Source organism: Bacillus cereus group sp. MYBK79-1 (genome assembly GCF_051915365.1).
Lineage (GTDB): Bacteria > Bacillota > Bacilli > Bacillales > Bacillaceae_G > Bacillus_A.
The window spans coordinates 281,501-300,799 of the sequence record NZ_JBQAEO010000001.1 but is presented as its reverse complement, the minus strand read 5'-3'; the positions used below and the strand labels follow the sequence as shown (position 1 = coordinate 300,799).

Below are 19,299 nucleotides of genomic sequence, written 5' to 3'. Positions count from 1 at the left end.
CTTCTCTTTTATGTATTTACTTTATTTGCGTACAGGATTAAGATGTTTTTTAGAAATAAAAAACTGCATCATTTAAGAAAGCTATATGAATTGATTCAAAAGTAATTTGAAAGGAATGAGGAATTGTGAAGAAATTAGATGTGCTATTAATGCTATTGAGCGGCCTCTTTCCAGTTGCAGGAATGATGAAGCAAATCCCACTAGAACAATCTTTATATATTGGAGGCCTTTTATTTTTTACTAGTTTCGGTAGTTATTTTGCGAAAAAAATATATTCACGTATATGTAGTTGGATAGCTTATGCACCATTTATAACACTCCTGTTAGTCATTTGGCATCAAGATATTTCAATAAATTCAATAATAACGAATGCGAAAATTGCCGCATGTGTCGCTTTAATTCCGTGTCTATTCCGTTTTCGTACATATGGACTTACTTTCGGTTTAGTCTCATTATGGGCTGCTTTACTTTGGGATATAAAAGAAGTACAGTCGTTAGTTATACTTGAACGTATGTCGAGTTTAATGATAAGCAATTTCAAATACCTCATGCTTTTAGTTGGCGGGCTTATATTAGGTGGATTAATCGCCATGTTATTACACCGTAAAGAGGAAGATAATAAAGAAAATATAAATCTATTTCAACAAAAAAAGAAACGTAAAAAGCTATCATTTAAGATTCCACTTCCAAAATTACCGAAATTAAAGATGAAATTATTTAAGTTTGGTGGAAAAGTACCAAAACGAAAAACACCAGAAAAAATACGTGAGCATAATTACGAAGAACCAGCTCCAGCTGCAACATATGAAATGAGAGAGCAAATAGATCAATATAAAGAAGGTACTGCTCAAGGACAAACGAGGATGGAACGTCGTAGAAATAGGTATAATGCGTAATAAAGTTAAAAGCCCCTTAATGATTAATCAATTTTACGAAAAATCATTAAGGGGTTTTTATGTTATTAAATATAGATTGCTAAGGTGGAATTTATAGCATAATGTAAAGTTGAAGACTTAAATAAAATAATAGGAGGACAAAATGCTTATTATTACATATATTTCTGTCTGTATATTATTTCTAGTTAGCTTTTTACATGTTTACTGGGCTTTCGGAGGTAAGTGGGCGACAAATAGTGTCATTCCAACAAAAGCTGGAGAAAAGGCGTTTACACCAGGTACAGGGATGACATTGTTCATTGCGTTATTACTAAGTATGGCAGCGATAATTTTATTACAACAAACAAATATTGTTCATTTTGCATTTCCTAACATTATTGTTCAAATGGGATCCTGGATTTGTATGATTGTATTTTTCATAAGAGTAATTGGTGAGTTTCATTATTTTGGTATCTTTAAGCGGAAAACAGATACGCATTTTGCTAAAATGGATACAGTTTTATATATACCACTTTGCGCATTTTTATCTTTATCATTCTTACTAGCAATTATTACGTGAACATTAAAATAGTACCTGTTTTCTTCACAATGAATATACGTAAATTGGTAAGTGTAAAAGTGAAAAATCTAGTAGTAAATAAAAAGGATGTAAGCGCCTTTTTATCGAATTATAGATTATTATGAAAGGCGGGTGCATGATGAAGTATGTAAAAGTCAGTATGAATGGCGGAAGTGAACACAAATTTTCGATGACTTTAGAACGGTTTGAAGAACTTATTACAACAAAGAGTGGACTATTAGAAAATAAATTAGTTAGTATTGAAAATGTAATGATTAATCCTACTAATATATCTTCTGTAGTTGAAAAAATTGGTGTACCAGCTAAGTTTATGGAAGCTTAACAATCGGTACATAAAAAACATCTACGGGGGATGTTTTTTATGTATAAATATGTTAATTGTACAATGAATTTATGAGGAGAATTTATAGTGATACTTCGTACATGCACAAAAAATAAGTACAAGCATATATTAGATAGTGGGACAAGACCTTCGTGTCCTACTTAATACTCAGAAAAACCTCTATCACATGAGAGCATCCCATTGCAGGGTGCTCTTTTTTATCCCGCTCTTTAACTTTCAATTTTAAACATATCTTTGATGTTAATAAATATTAAAAATAATATAATAGCAAAAATTAAGTTAGATAAATAGAAATTTTGATGGAATAATAATTCATAGATAACATCTAAAGTATATAACAAGGAAATAGTAGGTAATATACAAATGAATATAAATCTCCAATTTTTCAAATGTCTTTTATAATTAGTTAATATCCTCTCCATACATATATCTCCTATGCTTTTTATTTTCTATATAATTATACATTTAAATAAAAGGATTTACAAAATGTTGTAGTGAAAGCTTTTGTTGAAATCTTATATAGCTGTAGCAATCTTTCTAATACATGATTTGACTAAAAAACTTTTAAAGAGTGATACTTAAATGATACACTATAATCTACGTTATTTTTGAAATGAATAGAGGGATTTATGTGATAGATAAAATTAAAAATGCTGTAGAGGATATGTACGAAGATGAAGCAAAACATTTACTTCAAAGTATTCTAATCCAATTAAATTTATTAGAAGAAAACTATAGTGAAGATACAATTGAAAATTTAATGGATATTCCTAATCAACTAACGAGTAATACAACTTATAAAAGAAGTGTAAAAGAAAGCTCGCACGTACATATTGCTTTTGATGATTCAACAGCTGGAAGTTTAAAGCATATGCTGGGTCAAGAAGAGCGATTGGAAGAGATGGTTGTTGATTTTTCTGAATTCTTTTCAATTGGGCCGATATACAAGTTACATATGAATGAGGGGCAATTAGCAAGACAGAAATGGCTAGTAAACAACTTAACCACTTATGAAAATTATTTTGAAGAAGAGTATTTATCAAGTTTTTTAGAAACTATGGAAGAACTACATACTATTCCTATTGAAACGCCTATTACAATTTGGAAAGCTAATAATGCTCATGAACATGTAGGTCTATGTTTTGTAATGGCACAATTAAAAGATAAGAAAAACATTCGCGTTATGAATACATCTGAAGCAAGTAAAGAAATATTAAAAAAAGAGTATGCTATTCGTGGAACTGGAGAGTTAGCACCTGAAAGCTTAGCTCTAATTCAAAAAAGTTTTGTAGAATTGCCGTATGTAACTGAAGAGAAACGTATGCAGTTTGAACATGAGTGGGATAGTCTATCGAAAAGTACGGAATTTTTAAGAGTTTGGACAGACAATGAAGTGTGTTCTGTACAAGAAGATTATTTTGATCAATTTATTATTGAATGTGCGAAAAGTTTAGGTGCTGATCGAGAGTTCCTAAAAGCTCCTAGAGTAATTGGTGAAGCGCTAGGTCTTGTAGAGCAGTTAGTTGGCGATACGTTTTTAGAATATCGCTTAAAGGAACTAATAAAACAAGAGGTATTTGAATTTGAAGGTTCATTAGATGAAATGCGTTTTTATAGTGTGAAATTTAAAAAATAATACATCGATTCCTTTTATGAAAAAGCACGTATTTAAAAAATACGTGTTTTATTTTTTAGTTGAATTTAGGCTATACATAAGCTTCCTTTAGAGGGCACATTACATATGAATGTTAAAGGTACCGAATGAAAAAAAGGTGGTTTGTTAATATGTATAACCAACAAAATTATCCATATGATCAAGGAATGTATTATAATCCACAAAACTACGGGTATGAATCTACAAATGAAGTGAGAGATATGGAACAAGAAGATTATAGACCAGATGATGCGGAAGATGCTCCAACGTCACCACCACCGTCACAAGCGCCGTCGTTACCGTCTACATTCGCTTCACCTGCACAAGCAGGGAATATGAAATCATGGATGTGTAACTGTCTAGGAAGATGGGGCTATTTACGTTTGCATCGTCCTGGACCTTTTGGAAGAGACTTATGGTTCTTCCCGACTGAAGTGAGGAGAAATGGGGTTTCAGGTTACACTTGGCAAGGTGGTCGTCGTCGTAAAGTAAGCTACCGCTATCAGCAAATTAGTAATTTCATGTGTTTCGCATAAAGAAAAGTGAGAGAGTAGAAAGATTTTACTCCCTCACTTTTTTATCCTTTCCGGCAAGAAGACTCCATCTGATTTGTGTTATGGGTGAAACCCAACAATTCAGGTGGAGTCTTCTTGCCGTCAGCAGGTAGGCTGAACGCTTTTGTTTCGTTCATAACAATTTTTGAGGGCGAATGTTTGTTTCTTTTTGTCTTACGATATTATGTAGATAAGAAGGGAATAGATTGTAAGGCAACGAAATTAGATAATGATTATCATTCAGCTACTTAAGCCAAAAGTAATGAATACGCTTAATGAACTTTCTAAGAAAGGTGGTGAAAACAATGGCTAGAAAGAAAGCAGTGAAAGTATTACGTAAACAAAAGAAAAGAGAAACGATGCAACGATTCACGCAGAAACAAAATATTGGACGAACTTGTCTCAAGGCTAAAGAATTTCGTTTACTGCAACGCATGTCACATAGTTCAAAAGCATTGCGAAATGTTGGGTTGTACACGATTAAACAAAGTTATTTGAATCATAATAAAATGGCTACTGTAAAAGAAGTGGACAATGCCATGCAGGCTGATATGAACTACTCGGGCGTTCAATCAAACTCTGTTCAAGCGATTCGTAGGGCCTTATTTACAGAAATGAAGAGCTTTTTTAAAGCGTTGGAACAGTGGAAGAAACATCCTGATAAGTTCACAGGTCGTCCGAAGTTTCCGAATTATTCTCGTTCCACTGACAAACGAATCATTGAAATCTATCAAGTGCCAAAAGTGGATGAGAACGGGTATTGGATCATTCCAATGAATGTTGCATTCAGAAAAAAATTCGGTTCCATTAAAATACGTATGCCGAAAAACTTAAGAAATAAAAAAATCTCCTACATTGAGATTGTACCAAAGCAAAAAGGTCGGTTCTTTGAGGTGCATTATACATATGAAATGCACATTTCTCAAATGAAGAAACAACCCATGACTACGAGTAACGCTTTGAGTTGCGATTTAGGTGTAGATAGATTATTAAGTTGCGTAACCAATACAGGTGATGCCTTCTTAATTGATGGAAAAAAACTAAAATCCATTAACCAGTACTTCAACAAAATGATATGTAATCTGCAACAGAAAAATGTGGAAAATGGACTTTCAAAACGAGTTGTAACGAATAAAATGGCCGCACTTTGGCATAAAAGAGAACGACAAATACATGGTTACATTGCACAAAAGGTAGGCCTGTTGTTTAAAAAAGTGAAAGAATTCGATATAGATACGATTGTTGTAGGGTATAACGCTGGTTGGAAACAAAAATCTCATATGGGGAAAAAGAATAATCAAAAGTTTGTTCAAATCCCATTTGAGAAATTGATTGCGGCAATTGAGAATAAATGCATAAAAGAAGGCATCCGCTTTTTCAAACAAGAAGAAAGCTATACTTCAAAAGCTAGTTTTCTAGACAAAGATCCGGTCCCAGTTTGGTCTAAGGATGATAGAACGCAGTATCGCTTTAGTGGCAAACGAATTACTCGTGGTTTGTATCAAAGTAAAGCAGGAACATGTATCCATGCTGATATTAATGGTGCGTTGAATACATTGAAAAAATCAAAAGTTGTACAATTGGATGACAACTTCAAAGTGAAAACGCCGATTCTATTAGAAGTGCAAAAACGTAAGGCTGTTGCTTCGCGCATAGCTTAGTGGGTGCGTCAACCATCCATGTGTACGCGACTTGTCGGGGCTTGTAGCACACGCTGGATTCATCTGAGTGGTGGCTTCTTCCACAAGGGAGAACTGCTCTTTTTCGAAAGGGTGGTGCAAGTGGGAAAACAATCGTTCGTTGCCAGTACCAACCAAAAATATACTTGGGGTGTTACCATAGGGTGGCATGAATGCTAGAGCGTCAAATTGTCTAGTAATAGACGAAAAGACCTAGTGTTCTAACTCAAGCCCCCACTGAAACATTTTATCTCAGTGGGGGTAGTTGACTTTTCAATATATGAAGTAAGATTTTGATTAAAAATTTACAATTTTCACGTTTTAATTAGAGTATAATGCATATGTTGGTTCGTTTTCAAAAACAAATGAGAGTGAGGGAATACAATGTCAATGAAAAACAAAGTTGGGCTAAGAATAGAGGATGGCATTAATTTAGCTTCAGCGCAGTTTAAAGAAGATGCATATGAAATTTATAAAGAATCTCGAAAAATGCAACCCATTTTATTTGTGAATAAAACTGAATTAGGTGCAGAGTGGCTGATTACAAGATATGAAGATGCGCTACCACTTTTAAAAGATAATCGCTTAAAAAAAGATCCGGCCAATGTATTTTCTCAAGATACATTGAATGTGTTTCTTACTGTTGACAATAGTGATTATTTAACGACACACATGCTAAATTCAGATCCACCTAACCATAATCGTTTACGATCACTTGTACAAAAAGCTTTTACACCGAAGATGATCACGCAATTGGAAGGTAGAATACAGGTTATTGCAGATGATTTGTTAAATGAAGTCGAGCGAAAGAATTCCTTAAATCTTGTTGATGATTACTCGTTCCCTTTACCGATTATTGTAATAAGTGAAATGCTCGGCATTCCGAAAGAAGATCAGGCGAAATTTAGAAGTTGGTCTCATGCTGTCATTGCTTACCCAGAAACGCCAGAAGAAATAAAAGAAACCGAAAAGCAATTAGCTGAGTTTATTACATATCTCCAATATTTAGTTGATGTTAAAAGACAAGAACCAAAAGAAGACTTGGTGAGTGCTTTAATACTTGCAGAAAGTGAAGGGCATAAACTTAGCGCTCGGGAACTATATTCAATGATCATGTTACTAATTGTGGCGGGACACGAAACAACTGTAAATTTAATTACAAATACAGTATTAGCGCTTCTTGAAAATCCGAATCAATTACAGTTATTAAAAGAAAATCCAAAATTAATTGATGCAGCTATTGAAGAAGGATTACGATATTATTCTCCGGTTGAGGTTACAACTTCAAGGTGGGCAGATAAACCTTTTCAAATCCATGACCAAACAATCCAAAAAGGAGATATGGTTGTCATTGCATTAGCTTCGGCAAACCGCGATGAAACAGTATTTGAAAACCCAGAAGTATTCGATATTACTCGGGAGAATAATCGTCATGTTGCTTTTGGTCACGGTAGCCATTTCTGCCTTGGTGCCCCGCTTGCTAAGTTAGAAGCAAAGATTGCTATTACTACTTTGTTTAAGCGAATGCCTGAACTACAAATAAAAGGGAATCGTGAAGAAATGAAATGGCAAGGTAATTATTTAATGCGTTCTTTAGAGGAATTGCCTTTAAAGTTCTAGAATAGTTATAAGGAGACATGCATACATCGAAAATGATTTACATAGAGTATGTATGTGTTATTTAAATTCGAAACGGAAGGGTGAAAACATCCCAATGATCAACTAATTCTATTTGTAAGAGATCTTCGTTAAAAAACGAAATATTCTTCTGAATAGGGTTAGTCTGTGCATTTATAGAAAAGGGATGTATTTCGCTCTGCGAATATATAGTCTTTTTATATGATTTGTGCTGCTTCCTGTTCAGAACATGAAATAGGGGGCTTTTTTATGTCGACAAATGTAGTAACGAAACAAAACAATGGGGTATCACAAGTATTAAAAAATCGGTTTGTGCAAGCAATTCTTGCCTCAGCATTATTTTTACAAATTGGAATATGGGTTCGGAACTTTGCGGTATTACTATATGTAATGGAAATGACAAAAGGTGATGCTTTTGCCATTTCAATGATTTCAGTTGCTGAATTCGCCCCAATTTTCATCTTTTCCTTTATTGGCGGAACGTTTGCTGATAGGTGGAAGCCGAGGAGGACAATGATATGGTGTGAAACGTTAAGTTCTATTTCGGTATTTGCGGTATTAATTACACTTATGTTTGGAACATGGAAAATTGTGTTTTTTGTCACGCTTATTTCTGCAATCCTTTCGCAGTTTTCTCAACCATCAGGGATGAAATTGTTTAAACAGCATTTATCAACGGAACAAATCCAATTAGCGATGTCTATATATCAAACAATATTTGCGATTTTTATGGTGTTAGGACCGATTCTTGGAACATTTATTTTTCATAGTTTTGGAATATATATTTCAATTATCATAACAGGTATTGCTTTTTTACTGGCAGCAGCTGTGTTGTTATTTCTTCCGAAAGATCTTGAGAATGATAATGAGAAGAAAGAAATCACGCTATTACAGGAGATGCTGGATGGTATTAAATATGTGAAAAAGAAAAAAGCATTAACTTTGCTTGGGCTTTGTTTTATGGCAGCAGGATTAGGTATAGGATTGATTCAGCCATTAGGTATATTTATTGTGACTGAGCAGTTAGGATTATCAAAAGAGAGTTTGCAATGGTTACTAACAGTAAATGGTGCGGGTATGATTGTTGGCGGCGCTTTAGCGATGGTATTTGCGAAAAACGTAGCTCCGCAAAAGATGTTAATTGTAGGGATGCTCGGTCAGGCGATTGGCATTGGTATTATAGGTTATTCGACGAATTTATGGGTAACACTCACAGCACAACTTTTTAGTGGGTTAGCTCTTCCGTGTATCCAAATAGGTATTAATACGCTCATTATTCAAAATAGCGATACTGATTTTATTGGAAGGGTAAACGGCATTTTAAGCCCATTATTTACAGGATCAATGGTAGTAACGATGAGTATTGCTGGCTCATTAAAAGAGACGTTTTCATTAAGTATGATGTATGAGGGCACAGCTTTACTATTTATAATTGGATTATTATTTATTTTACCTATATACAATTTAAAGCCAGTAATAGCAGTAGAAAGTGAAATAAATGGTAAAGGAAGTGCTGTACAACATGAATCCTAATCCAAATGTTAAATATCCTATTGAAGGAAATCAAAATGTCCATTTTATAAAAAATACAATAACGAAAGCGAATATATTCGTTGGAGACTATTCATATTATGATGCGAAAGACGGAGAAATATTTGAAGATCGAGTATTACATCATTATGAATTTCTTGGAGATCATCTTATTATTGGAAAGTTTTGTTGCATTGCAAATGGAGTTACCTTTATTATGAACGGAGCGAATCATCGGATGGATGGATTTTCGGCATATCCATTTAATATATTTGGAAATGGGTGGGAGAAATATACACCTAGTTTGTCTGATTTACCATACAAAGGAGATACAGTTATAGGAAATGATGTTTGGATTGGTATGGATACAACGATTATGCCTGGAATAAAAATAGGTGATGGTGCAATAATCGCAGCTAAATCTGTTGTGACTAGAGACGTCGCACCGTATACAATTGTTGGCGGAAACCCAGCAAATAAAATAAAGGAACGATTTACAAATGCAATAATAGAGGAATTATTGCAAATTCAATGGTGGCATTTTGACATTGAAAAAATAACTGAAAATATAGATACGATTGTACAAGGAGATATTGAAACATTAAGAAAGCTAAAAAGGTAATAAAAAATGCATGATAAAGAGTATCATACCTCCGAATTTTGTTAATGATAATAGAACAAGGAGGTGTGATACTATGGCACAAGACGTTTTATGTGAAGTAAACAACTGTAAATTCTGGGCTAACGGCAATAAATGTAGTGCAGATGCAATTTATGTAGTAAGTAATAAAGGGAAACAGGCATCAACTACGGAAGAAACAGATTGCAAAACTTTTGATCCAGAACTATAAAATTTTTGAAGGGTAGCCAAATCGTGGTTGCCCTTTTATTAATTATAGTATTGATAATAAATCTCATTTTCATTCATTGTTTTTAACTTTTCTTGTTATTTTTTCATATTTTCTTCATAAGTGATGTAATCCAGAGCAATTCATGTTCAATACGCGATTTACTAAATTCAATGAATTCTGTAATAAAAGATGAGCTAACATGTAAAGATTGAATAGCAGTAAGCTGTTTATGTAGTACGTCTTGGCGTATTGTTAAAATTTCTTTTCTAGCTTCGTAATCAAGTTTTTCAAATAGCGCGATACGCACAAGGAATTCAGCGTTATTTGTCGCAATATTTTCGGGAAACTCTCTTAACATTTCATAAAAATTTCTTCTCCTGTTTCAGTTATGTCGTACATATTTCGATTCGGCTTTCCGACTTGTTTATGTATTTGTTTAATTATAGCCCCCATATTTTCGAAGCGCCGAAGAGCGGGATACAGTGTATTATGGGGTTCAGCCGAGATACGTGTAAAAACGGGTCATAAGATGTAATATATTTCCATTATTGGTTTTTTAGTTAAAAATATCTACCTCATGATTAACAAAAAGCTGATTACCTATGCGCTATAAATGAACTGCCCCAATTGTTAAACAAAACCTAGCAATTGGGGGCAGTTCATAGTTATCATTTGACTCTTCTAGTGACTTTCTCAAGTAAAGCACCCTTTGGTTGAATAAGATTTATTTATTCATTCCCATCAATCGCTTAATTGTTCTTATTTGTCCACGATGATTAATTTCGTCTTCCATAACGTGAAACCACAAGTAGTAATTATTATAAGGCACACCATTATCCCGTTTGTTTTCCTCGAATAACCAGCTATCTTGTTTTGATTTCAGATATGTTAGTGTATTTTCTCTAACTTGTGATAATTCATTCAAATAATAATCTAAAGATTGCTTTTTTATTCCTTCCCTTGCTTTGTCTCCAAGTTCTAAAGAAATTCGCCACTTTAGATATTCACTTTCAGTTAAATCTCTTTTTTCAAACGAGATAACTTGATGAACAAACTCCATCGCTGCAATATGTGATAAGAGAGAACCAATAGTGTTTGAACTACCGTTTGGTAAGAAATCTAAATCACTTTGGTTTAAATTGGAGATTTCGCTCAATGTAACATCTCTTGTATGTTCAAGCATTGTTACAAGCTCTCCAATCTTATTTGAATAGTTTTCTCTTGAAATTATTCTATAATCTATCATATATATCCCTCCAATTCATGCTAAGCATAAGTTTACCAATAAAATATAAAAACAAAGTCTGAAAATTCATGTGAAATAATGATATAATTTAATTGAATATAAAGAAAAAGGAAACCTGTTTTTATCAGTGTTACCTTATCCAAGACTAAATTTTACCCATACATCATTTTTTTGATGTAGCTCTTGAAGATAAAAACTATTTAATTTTCAAGGAACAGTTATTAACTTAAAACTTATTATACGAGGAGGGTGTATCATGAAAAAAATATGCTTTGTATTAATTGTCGACGCTGGTATAAATTATGGTTCAATATTTTCTCTACCATTTTTAAGGAATCAGGATGATTTGAAGGAATATTTTTCTGATTATTATGATGTTTCAATTAATTATATTAGGGATAAAAAATCAGTTGACTATTTGGTAGTTCCCAAACCGTGTCCACCTTTTGATAATGAAAATAATCTTCCAATAATTGAAGTACCAGCAATCTTATTTATGGAAAAGGATTTTGAAAAAATAAAGACTTATATAGACAATTATTTTTCTAATAACTCATAAAGAAAATAAAAGTACAGTAAAAAGAAGTCCGATAAAAAACGAGTGGCGTAGAATATTTCTATTAATCATTCGTTTTTTATTATATTTACATATCAGTCTATCGCAAATGAACTTGTACAACATATCGGGAAATATAATGAGGTTAATATCGTTGAAGAGTTTGCTGCACCTTTACCTGTTACCGTCATATCCGATTTATTAGGAGTGCCAACAACTGACCGTAAAAAAATTAAAGAATGGTCTGATATTTTATTTATGCCATATAGTAAAGAAAAATTTACCGATTTGGATGTAGAAAAAGGAATTGCGTTAAATGAATTTAAAACGTATCTGCTTCCAATTGTTCAAGAGAAAAGATATCATTTAACCGACGATATTATTTCAGATTTAATACGAGTTGAATATGAAGGCGAAAGATTAACTGATGAAGAAATAGTTACTTTTTCTTTAGGCTTATTAGCGGCAGGTAATGAAACAACTACAAATTTAATTATTAATAGCTTTTATTGCTTTTTAGTGGATTCACCTGGAATATATGAAGAGTTAAGAAAAGAACCTACATTAATTTCAAAAGCGATTGAGGAAGTATTACGCTATCGCTTTCCCGTTACATTAGCTAGGCGGATTACAGAGGACACAAATATATTTGGACCTTTTATGAAAAAGGATCAAATGATTGTTGCATGGGTAAGTGCAGCAAATTTAGATGAGAAAAAATTCTTACAAGCTTCTGAGTTTAATTTACACCGAATTGGAAATGAAAAGCATTTAACCTTTGGTAAAGGTCCTCACTTTTGCTTAGGGGCACCACTTGCACGACTTGAAGCTGAGATTGCATTAAGAACTTTCATAAATGCCTTTGAAAAAATAGAGTTATCTCCATCGTTCAATTTAGAAAAATGTATATTGGAAAATGAACAAACGTTAAATTACTTACCTATTCTTTTGAAAACTAGGTAAATCGCTCAGCAAGGTACAAATTTACTGTATCTTGCTTTTTTATTTCTCAATTGTAAATTTTTAGTTGGTTATTTAGTATGGAGGTGTGTGAAAAAGAATGGAGGAGGACGCTTATGTTAACGTGTAATGGAAGTAAAACGTTTCAAACATTTATTAAAGCTGTAACAGAATTAATGGATAGTAATTTATTAGAAGATCAAATTGTTTGTGCGATTGAAAAATTACTAGAAGAACTTTTAGAAAAGAAAACATGGCTTCCGTTAGAAAAACAGAAGGCGAATTCGGCTCAATACGCACGACACTTGTTATATGAGGATCCTTTTAATCGTTTTGAAGTATTAGCTCTTGTATGGAAAGATGGGCAATCTACACCTTTACATGATCATGATGGTACATGGGGAGTAGAAGGCGTTTTTAAAGGAAGGATAATGGTGCAGAACTTTATACAAATTAAGCAGCGTGAAGATTCACTTGTTTATTTAACACATACAGGAAATCTTTATTTGGGAGAAGGAGAAACAGATAAAGTCATTCCACCAGCTGATTGTCATATTCTTGAAATAGCCGAAAGCGAAAGCGTTGTCACTATTCATGTTTACGGAAAGCGTTTAGAAAAGTTTAAAATATATGTCCCAACTGAAGAAAAGAATGTGTACATGTGTGAGACAAAATATATTAGTTATAGTTCATAGTTTAAAATCAAAAGCTTTTCTTTAAAAAGAAAAGCTTTTGATTTTATTTTTAATTATTTCTTGACCTGAAACGCTTTTCATAAATTATAAATAAGGAGTACTTCACGAAATCAGTATGAAAACGATACCTTTCGTTCAATATAAATTCGTGTATATATAGAAAGTGGTGAAGAAATAATGAAATTAATTGCAATTGATTTAGATGGAACTCTTCTTTCGGGGAATAAAATGATTAGTAAAGAGAATGCAGAAGCAATTCGAAAATGTCAGGAAGCGGGTCATGTTGTAGCAATTTGTACAGGACGTTCTATCGTCGACATTGAACGATTATTGTTAGAAGTTAATTTAGAGTGTCCAATTATCGCTGAAAACGGCGCCCTTATATATAAAGATAAAAAAATGATGAAGAGATATCCAATTCAAAATATGCAGGCACTTGAGATTGTGAACTATCTTGAAGAGAATGGCTTATATTATCAACTTTATACTAATAAAGGTGTGTACGTACCGGATTATGGAGTAGAAAGTGTACGTAATGAAATAGAATATGTGAAGAATTCAAAAGAAAATTTCGACTTGAAAGAATTAGAAACGATCGCAGCATTATACCTTGAACATACAGCATTTCTTAGTGCAGAAAGTTGTAAACCAATTGTAGAAACTGATATACATGTGCATAAGCTTTTACCATTTTCTTACGACATAGAAAAATTAAAAAAATTAAAAGAAACGTTTCTGCATAATACGGATTTAGCAATTACATCTTCATATTGGCATAACTTAGAGATTAATCACCGAGATGCTCAAAAAGGAAATGGATTATATACTTTAGCAGAACATTTAAATATTCCGGTTGAAAATACTGTAGCGATAGGCGATGGGCTAAACGATGTATCCATGATGGAAAAAGCAAACATATCAATTGCAATGGGGAACGCAGTCGAAGAAATAAAAGCGATGTGTCAATATGAAACCTTATCAAATGAAGAACACGGTGTTGCACACGCTTTATATAAATATGTAATGTAATATAAAAAGAAAAAAAGAATCCAAATAGATTCTTTTTTTCTTTTTATTAGGGGTAAGGTATTCTATGAGATTCATAGAAGCCTTATTACATTTTATTATATAGAATATATTGGAATAAATGTTTATATTTTTCATAATAATTGTGAAAATTTTATGAACTTTATATTTTTTGTATTTTTATACTGCTACAAGTGATGTGAATAAGGCTAATGTCATAGTTAAATCTATGCATGAAGGCGCGCTTTCGGTTGTTTGTCAAATTAAAATTGGTGTTTGATGGAATACATAATGATGAAAGTTTCATTTTATACGTAAATTTTTCTCATTTTTAATTGAAAAATAAAATTTGTTTGAATAATTATTCTACAGCTATATACCTATACGCACATTCTTCGTATAATGGAGAAGTATAAATTTTGAATTTGTATTAATTTTACATATTGAGGTGAAAAAGGAATGAATGCGCGGCTAATGGAACTTATTGATGTGAGTACAATAGAAACCATGGCAGAACAGTTTTATAAATTAACCAACATATCACATCAACTTCTTGATGCTGAAAAAGAATGTATATTTTCTTTTGGAATAAATGAGATTAAAATATGTAAACTTCCCAAAATTGAAATCCCCATTTTTTTATACAATCAACATTTAGGATCTTTTGTAGTATGGTCAAATAAAAGTGACATTTTCAATTGTCAAAAATATTTTGAAATGCTTTCAAATCTAATTATAGATGGAGCAACAAAGGTATTTCAAAGTAAAAATACAACGTTGCTTTCTCGAAAAAAGGAGGAACTACATACGATTTTACAAAACATGCCTGTTATGGTTGATGCGCTTGATTATAATGGAGATTTTGTTTTGTGGAATCGGGAGTGTGAAATTGTAACAGGTTATACCGCTGAAGAAATAATAGGGAATCCAAATGCCCTACAATTATTGTACCCAGATCATAATTATCGTCACCAAATACAAACGAAATTTTTGACTTGTGGAAAAAATTTCAGGGATTGGGAAATGCAGTTAACATGTAAAAATGGTGAAATCAAAACAATCATGTGGTCCAATATATCAGAACAGTTTCCTGTAACAGGATATAGCTATTGGGCTGTCGGAGTAGATATTACACATTTAAAAGCGATAGAAGAGCAGTTAAAACAACAAACGTCTGAATTGGAATTAATTTTTAAGGCTTTACCAGATTTATGTTTCTTAACAGAAGATGATGGCACAATTATAGATTATAAAGCAGGATCTCCTTCGAAATTTTACGTACCGGCACAAGCTTTTATGGGAAAAAAGTTTTTCGAAGTATTACCATCTCCAGTAGCACAGCAGTTTCAGGAAGCAATTCATCAAGTGAAGGAAAAAGGAACAAATGTAATTGTTGAATATCCACTTACAATTAATGGGACTATCGATTTCTTTGAAGCTAGATGCTTACCATTATTACATGATAAAATAATGATCATTGTACGCGATATTACAGAACGGAAAAAGACAGAAGAATTGCTAAATAAATCAGATACACTTGCAGCAATTGGTCAATTAGCAGCTGGTGTGGCTCATGAAGTGAGGAACCCATTAACTGTCATTAAAGGGTTTATACAGTTATTTCAAATTAATAAAGAAGATCAAGAAAAATATTTTGATTTAATGCTTTCTGAAATTGAAAGAATAGAAGCGATTCTTCAAGAGTTTTTATCAATTGCTAAAACAGATGAGATAAATACAGAACAAAAAAATATTTATCAAATTTATAATAATGTCGTATCGTTAATGAATACAAAAGCAATTATGACGAATATTCAAGTGGAACTATATGCAGACATCAAAGACATAAGCATTGAATGCTCAGAAAATCAATTGAAACAAGTGTTTATTAATATTTTGCAAAATTCTATCGAAGCTATGCCAAATGGTGGGAAGATTACAATCCACATAAAAGAAATAAACGATGATGGTGTCATTATTCATGTAATTGATGAAGGAATAGGGATACCTGAAGATAGAATTAAGAGATTAGGTGAGCCTTTTTATAGTACGAAAGAAAAAGGTACCGGTATCGGATTAATGTTAAGTTATAAAATCATTGAAAGTCATCAAGGGAATATAAGTATTATGAGTGAAGTTGGAGTCGGGACAACAGTAACGATTTACTTGCCGAAAGCTCAGAGTGAAAAATCTCTATCAAATTATGATGATAGATTCGAATCCATACGTCCAATTATTAACTCTTAAATTACTAAATCCCCAATAACCGAAAGCTTAACTTTTGGTTATTGGGGATTTTTATATTTAATTTAGTAAACTTTACCTTTTCTTAACTTTTGTTTTAATTTCTATTAAGTTTTTATCAGTATATTAATATTTGTGCAAAGTACTGTATAGAAAATGTGCATTACTTTTAATATATAGATTTAATTATTATCAGAAATTCTGTAAGGAGGAGATTATGACAAAGTGAAAAAGTATGAGAAAAAAAGTGGTAAAGCAATACCGACGCGGTTAAACATTTTATTTCTTTGTGTATTTTTATTGTTTTCTGCAATGATTATACAGTTAGGTAAAGTGCAAATTTTCGATGGAGAGACTTATAAAAATGAAGTAGAAAAGAGAGAAAATGCAACTGTGAGCCTATCTGTCCCACGTGGAAAAATATTTGATCGAGAAGGGAATCCAGTTGTTGATAATACATCTTTACGAACGATCACGTACACAAAGATGAAAGGTGTAAAATCAGAAGATATATTAAAAACTGCAAGACAACTTGTAGACATAATTGAAATGCCGCAAGAAGATATAGATAAGTTAAATGAGACAGATAAGAAAGATTTTTGGATGCAATTAAATCCGAAACTGGCTGAAAATCTAGTATCGAAAAAAGAAATAGATACATTTAGAGAAAAGGATATTAGTGGCAAGAAGCTAGATAAAAAAATAGAAGAATTAAAAAGAAAACGGGTTACAGATAAAAATCTTCAGGAATTAACAGAGAAAGATATAAAAGTGTTAGCTATTAAAAGTAAGATGACTTCTGGTTATCAAATGGCTCCCCAAATTATTAAAAAAGATGTTAGTGAAAAGGAATTTACTATAATTAGTGAAGGTTTAGCGAATCTCCCAGGTGTAGACGTATCGGTGGATTGGGAGAGAGTGTATGTAAATGATGGATTATTCCGATCTGTTCTTGGAAATGTTTCTAATTCCGATGAAGGATTACCAAGTGAACGATTAGATTACTACTTGGTACGTGATTATAGCCGAAATGATAGAGTTGGAAAAAGTTATATCGAGCAGCAATATGAAGATGTACTTCATGGTACAAAAAAAGAAGTAAGAAGCGTTGCAGATAAACAAGGTAATACAATTAGAACGGAAACAGTTTCTGAGGGAAAGAGCGGTAAGAATTTAACTTTAACAATAGATATGGAATTGCAGAAGAAAGTAGAAGAAAGTATTGAAAAAATATTAAAAGCATATAAAGGGTCAGAATCCATGTTGGACCGTGCTTTCGTTGTGATGATGAATCCAAAAAACGGACAAGTATTATCCATGGCCGGGAAAAGACTTGTAGAAAAAGACGGAAAAACAGAAGTTGAAGACTATGCATTAGGCACAATGACTAGTTCTTATGAGCTTGGATCAACAGTTAAAGGTGCGACAGTTTTAACTGGATTTGAAACGAACGCTATAACACCAGGTACTTATTTTTATGATGCACCTATGAAGTTTAAAGGAACTAAGGAAAAAAAGTCTTGGAAAGAGTTTGGAAATATTGATGATTTAAGGGCGTTACAAGTCTCTTCAAACGTTTATATGTTTCATACAGCATTAAAAATTGCAGGTGTGGATTATGTGAAAAATAGTTCATTAGATATTAAACAGGAGTACTTTGATAAAATGAGGTATTATTTCAGACAATTTGGATTAGGTGTTCCAACGGGTATTGATTTACCGAATGAAACAGCTGGACAAATTGGTAAAAAAGATAATCAACCTGGTTTCTTACTAGACTACTCAATTGGTCAGTATGACACCTATACGCCACTTCAGCTTGTACAGTATATTTCAACAATCGCAAACGGTGGATATCGAATGAAGCCACAAATTGTTCAAGAGGTAAGAGAGCAAACGTCGAAAAAAGATGAGATTGGTAAAGTGGTGCATTCAGTAGAACCAATCGTTTTAAATAAGATAGATATGAAAGAGGAATATATAAATCAAGTAAAAGAAGGATTTAGAAGGGTATTCCAAGAAGGTGATGGAACAGGAGTAAGGGCGTTCCAAAAAACATCTTATAAGCCAGCAGGTAAAACAGGGACAGCACAGACAGTATACGGCGGAGAAAGTGATATTGGAAGAAATGAAAAAGGTGAGCGAAGAGAATGCTATAATTTAACGTTAGCAGGATATGCGCCGTATGATAATCCTGAAGTAGCATTCTCTGTAGTTGTGCCGTGGGTTATTAATGATAAATCTGGTATTAACTCTGATATTGGAAAAGAAGTTTTAGATGCTTATTTTGAATTAAAAAATAAGCGATTGACTGGAGGAACTACAAAAATAGATAGCTCTCAAGAAGGTTAAAACATATGAAATGTTATAGAAACTAGAGTCGTCTTATTTAGGAATAGATTCAAAATGGATGATAGAGAAGGATAAAATCTTCTATCAACTATGCACACTTTATAAAATAAATCATATATTGATAGCATAGGACAAGCTGAAAAGCTTATTCTAACCTCACAGAACACTCCTTATCACGGTTAGGCATCTACTTATGTAGATGCCTTTTTTAATTTATTAACTGACAATTATTTATCAATCTAAAGTAGTAAGTATGATAGCTCAAAGATTAACTGAACTTGAAGCAGCACATCGATTATTGAAAGAACATGTTAATGTGCAAACTTTAAATGAAGCGGTAACAGACGTTCTTTCAAATGAAAAGTATAAACATGGTATACGAAAACTGAATGATAGTTTTTTAGAATGTGGTGGTACTAAAGAAGCAATTGCAGTTATAAAATCTCTTTTAAATAAATAGTGTGGACAATATAAAAGCATAGAGGCTCTACCTTT

Annotated in this window: 17 protein-coding genes and 3 pseudogenes; 17 read left to right on the top strand and 3 right to left on the bottom strand. The window is 32.6% G+C overall.

All coding sequences use genetic code 11. The annotated features are described in order from the left end of the window. Positions 1 to 125: 125 nt before the first annotated feature. The 3 genes from ACTFOB_RS01615 to ACTFOB_RS01605 all read left to right on the top strand — a co-directional run bounded on the left by ACTFOB_RS01615 (position 126) and on the right by ACTFOB_RS01605 (position 1,798). On the top strand, positions 126 to 896 hold the full coding sequence (locus tag ACTFOB_RS01615; RefSeq protein ID WP_440024137.1) for a DUF3959 family protein: 771 nt from the start codon (positions 126 to 128) through the stop codon (positions 894 to 896). Positions 897 to 1,038: 142 nt separating this feature from the next. Further along, positions 1,039 to 1,455 carry a DUF3995 domain-containing protein gene (locus tag ACTFOB_RS01610; protein WP_440024135.1) on the top strand — a complete coding sequence of 139 codons (417 nt, stop codon included), beginning with the start codon at positions 1,039 to 1,041 and terminating at the stop codon, positions 1,453 to 1,455. Between the two features lie 139 nt (positions 1,456 to 1,594). Beyond that, entirely contained in the window at positions 1,595 to 1,798 is a 204-nt protein-coding gene (locus ACTFOB_RS01605) for a hypothetical protein (RefSeq protein ID WP_440024774.1), read from the top strand. 230 nt (positions 1,799 to 2,028) lie between these two features. On the opposite strand, the gene ACTFOB_RS01600 is transcribed toward ACTFOB_RS01605, so the two are convergent. After that, a complete protein-coding gene (locus ACTFOB_RS01600) occupies positions 2,029 to 2,241 on the bottom strand; it encodes a hypothetical protein (RefSeq protein WP_440024133.1) in 213 nt (70 codons plus the stop codon). 209 nt (positions 2,242 to 2,450) lie between these two features. On the opposite strand from ACTFOB_RS01600, the gene ACTFOB_RS01595 reads away from it, so the two are divergent. From ACTFOB_RS01595 to ACTFOB_RS01565, 7 genes are all read left to right on the top strand, one after another. After that, positions 2,451 to 3,455, top strand: a complete 1,005-nt coding sequence (locus ACTFOB_RS01595; protein WP_440024131.1) for a DUF1835 domain-containing protein — start codon at positions 2,451 to 2,453, stop codon at positions 3,453 to 3,455. A 149-nt stretch (positions 3,456 to 3,604) separates the two neighbouring features. Next, the gene (locus ACTFOB_RS01590) at positions 3,605 to 4,009 is read left to right on the top strand and encodes a hypothetical protein (protein ID WP_016087711.1); all 405 of its coding nucleotides are present in this window, start codon (positions 3,605 to 3,607) and stop codon (positions 4,007 to 4,009) included. Between the two features lie 323 nt (positions 4,010 to 4,332). Beyond that, positions 4,333 to 5,688 (top strand): RNA-guided endonuclease TnpB family protein, encoded by a 1,356-nt coding sequence (locus ACTFOB_RS01585; RefSeq protein WP_440024129.1) that lies wholly within the window; start codon positions 4,333 to 4,335, stop codon positions 5,686 to 5,688. Between the two features lie 402 nt (positions 5,689 to 6,090). After that, positions 6,091 to 7,326, top strand: a complete 1,236-nt coding sequence (cypA, locus tag ACTFOB_RS01580; protein WP_440024128.1) for a cytochrome P450 — start codon at positions 6,091 to 6,093, stop codon at positions 7,324 to 7,326. A 267-nt stretch (positions 7,327 to 7,593) separates the two neighbouring features. Beyond that, entirely contained in the window at positions 7,594 to 8,877 is a 1,284-nt protein-coding gene (locus ACTFOB_RS01575) for an MFS transporter (RefSeq protein WP_440024126.1), read from the top strand. Further along, positions 8,867 to 9,496 carry a Vat family streptogramin A O-acetyltransferase gene (locus ACTFOB_RS01570; RefSeq protein ID WP_440024125.1) on the top strand — a complete coding sequence of 210 codons (630 nt, stop codon included), beginning with the start codon at positions 8,867 to 8,869 and terminating at the stop codon, positions 9,494 to 9,496. Before ACTFOB_RS01575 ends, ACTFOB_RS01570 begins: the two co-directional genes overlap by 11 nt. A gap of 73 nt (positions 9,497 to 9,569) precedes the next feature. Beyond that, positions 9,570 to 9,725, top strand: coding sequence for a DUF1540 domain-containing protein (locus ACTFOB_RS01565; RefSeq protein WP_000046094.1), 156 nt, complete (start codon positions 9,570 to 9,572; stop codon positions 9,723 to 9,725). Positions 9,726 to 9,828: 103 nt separating this feature from the next. Here the strand turns inward: ACTFOB_RS01565 and ACTFOB_RS01560 are convergent. Together ACTFOB_RS01560 and ACTFOB_RS01555 are read right to left on the bottom strand one after the other, a co-directional pair. Further along, positions 9,829 to 10,232: pseudogene (locus tag ACTFOB_RS01560) on the bottom strand (PadR family transcriptional regulator). A gap of 217 nt (positions 10,233 to 10,449) precedes the next feature. Then, entirely contained in the window at positions 10,450 to 10,971 is a 522-nt protein-coding gene (locus ACTFOB_RS01555) for a DinB family protein (protein WP_440024124.1), read from the bottom strand. 256 nt (positions 10,972 to 11,227) lie between these two features. Here ACTFOB_RS01555 and ACTFOB_RS01550 point away from each other — a divergent pair, with 256 nt between their 5' ends. From ACTFOB_RS01550 to ACTFOB_RS01520, 7 genes and pseudogenes are all read left to right on the top strand, one after another. After that, the gene (locus ACTFOB_RS01550; protein WP_440024122.1) at positions 11,228 to 11,530 is read left to right on the top strand and encodes a hypothetical protein; all 303 of its coding nucleotides are present in this window, start codon (positions 11,228 to 11,230) and stop codon (positions 11,528 to 11,530) included. Positions 11,531 to 11,623: 93 nt separating this feature from the next. Beyond that, positions 11,624 to 12,490 (top strand): annotated as a pseudogene (locus tag ACTFOB_RS01545) (cytochrome P450); the annotation flags it as partial. A 113-nt stretch (positions 12,491 to 12,603) separates the two neighbouring features. Beyond that, complete coding sequence (locus ACTFOB_RS01540) at positions 12,604 to 13,182, top strand: cysteine dioxygenase family protein (protein WP_098274306.1); 579 nt, start codon at positions 12,604 to 12,606, stop codon at positions 13,180 to 13,182. Positions 13,183 to 13,359: 177 nt separating this feature from the next. Next, complete coding sequence (locus ACTFOB_RS01535) at positions 13,360 to 14,211, top strand: Cof-type HAD-IIB family hydrolase (protein ID WP_440024121.1); 852 nt, start codon at positions 13,360 to 13,362, stop codon at positions 14,209 to 14,211. Positions 14,212 to 14,667: 456 nt separating this feature from the next. Further along, positions 14,668 to 16,455 (top strand): ATP-binding protein, encoded by a 1,788-nt coding sequence (locus ACTFOB_RS01530; protein ID WP_440024120.1) that lies wholly within the window; start codon positions 14,668 to 14,670, stop codon positions 16,453 to 16,455. Positions 16,456 to 16,677: 222 nt separating this feature from the next. Next, positions 16,678 to 18,804 carry a peptidoglycan D,D-transpeptidase FtsI family protein gene (locus tag ACTFOB_RS01525; protein ID WP_440024117.1) on the top strand — a complete coding sequence of 709 codons (2,127 nt, stop codon included), beginning with the start codon at positions 16,678 to 16,680 and terminating at the stop codon, positions 18,802 to 18,804. A gap of 247 nt (positions 18,805 to 19,051) precedes the next feature. Beyond that, positions 19,052 to 19,264: pseudogene (locus ACTFOB_RS01520) on the top strand (macrolide family glycosyltransferase); the annotation flags it as partial. Positions 19,265 to 19,299: the final 35 nt, after the last annotated feature.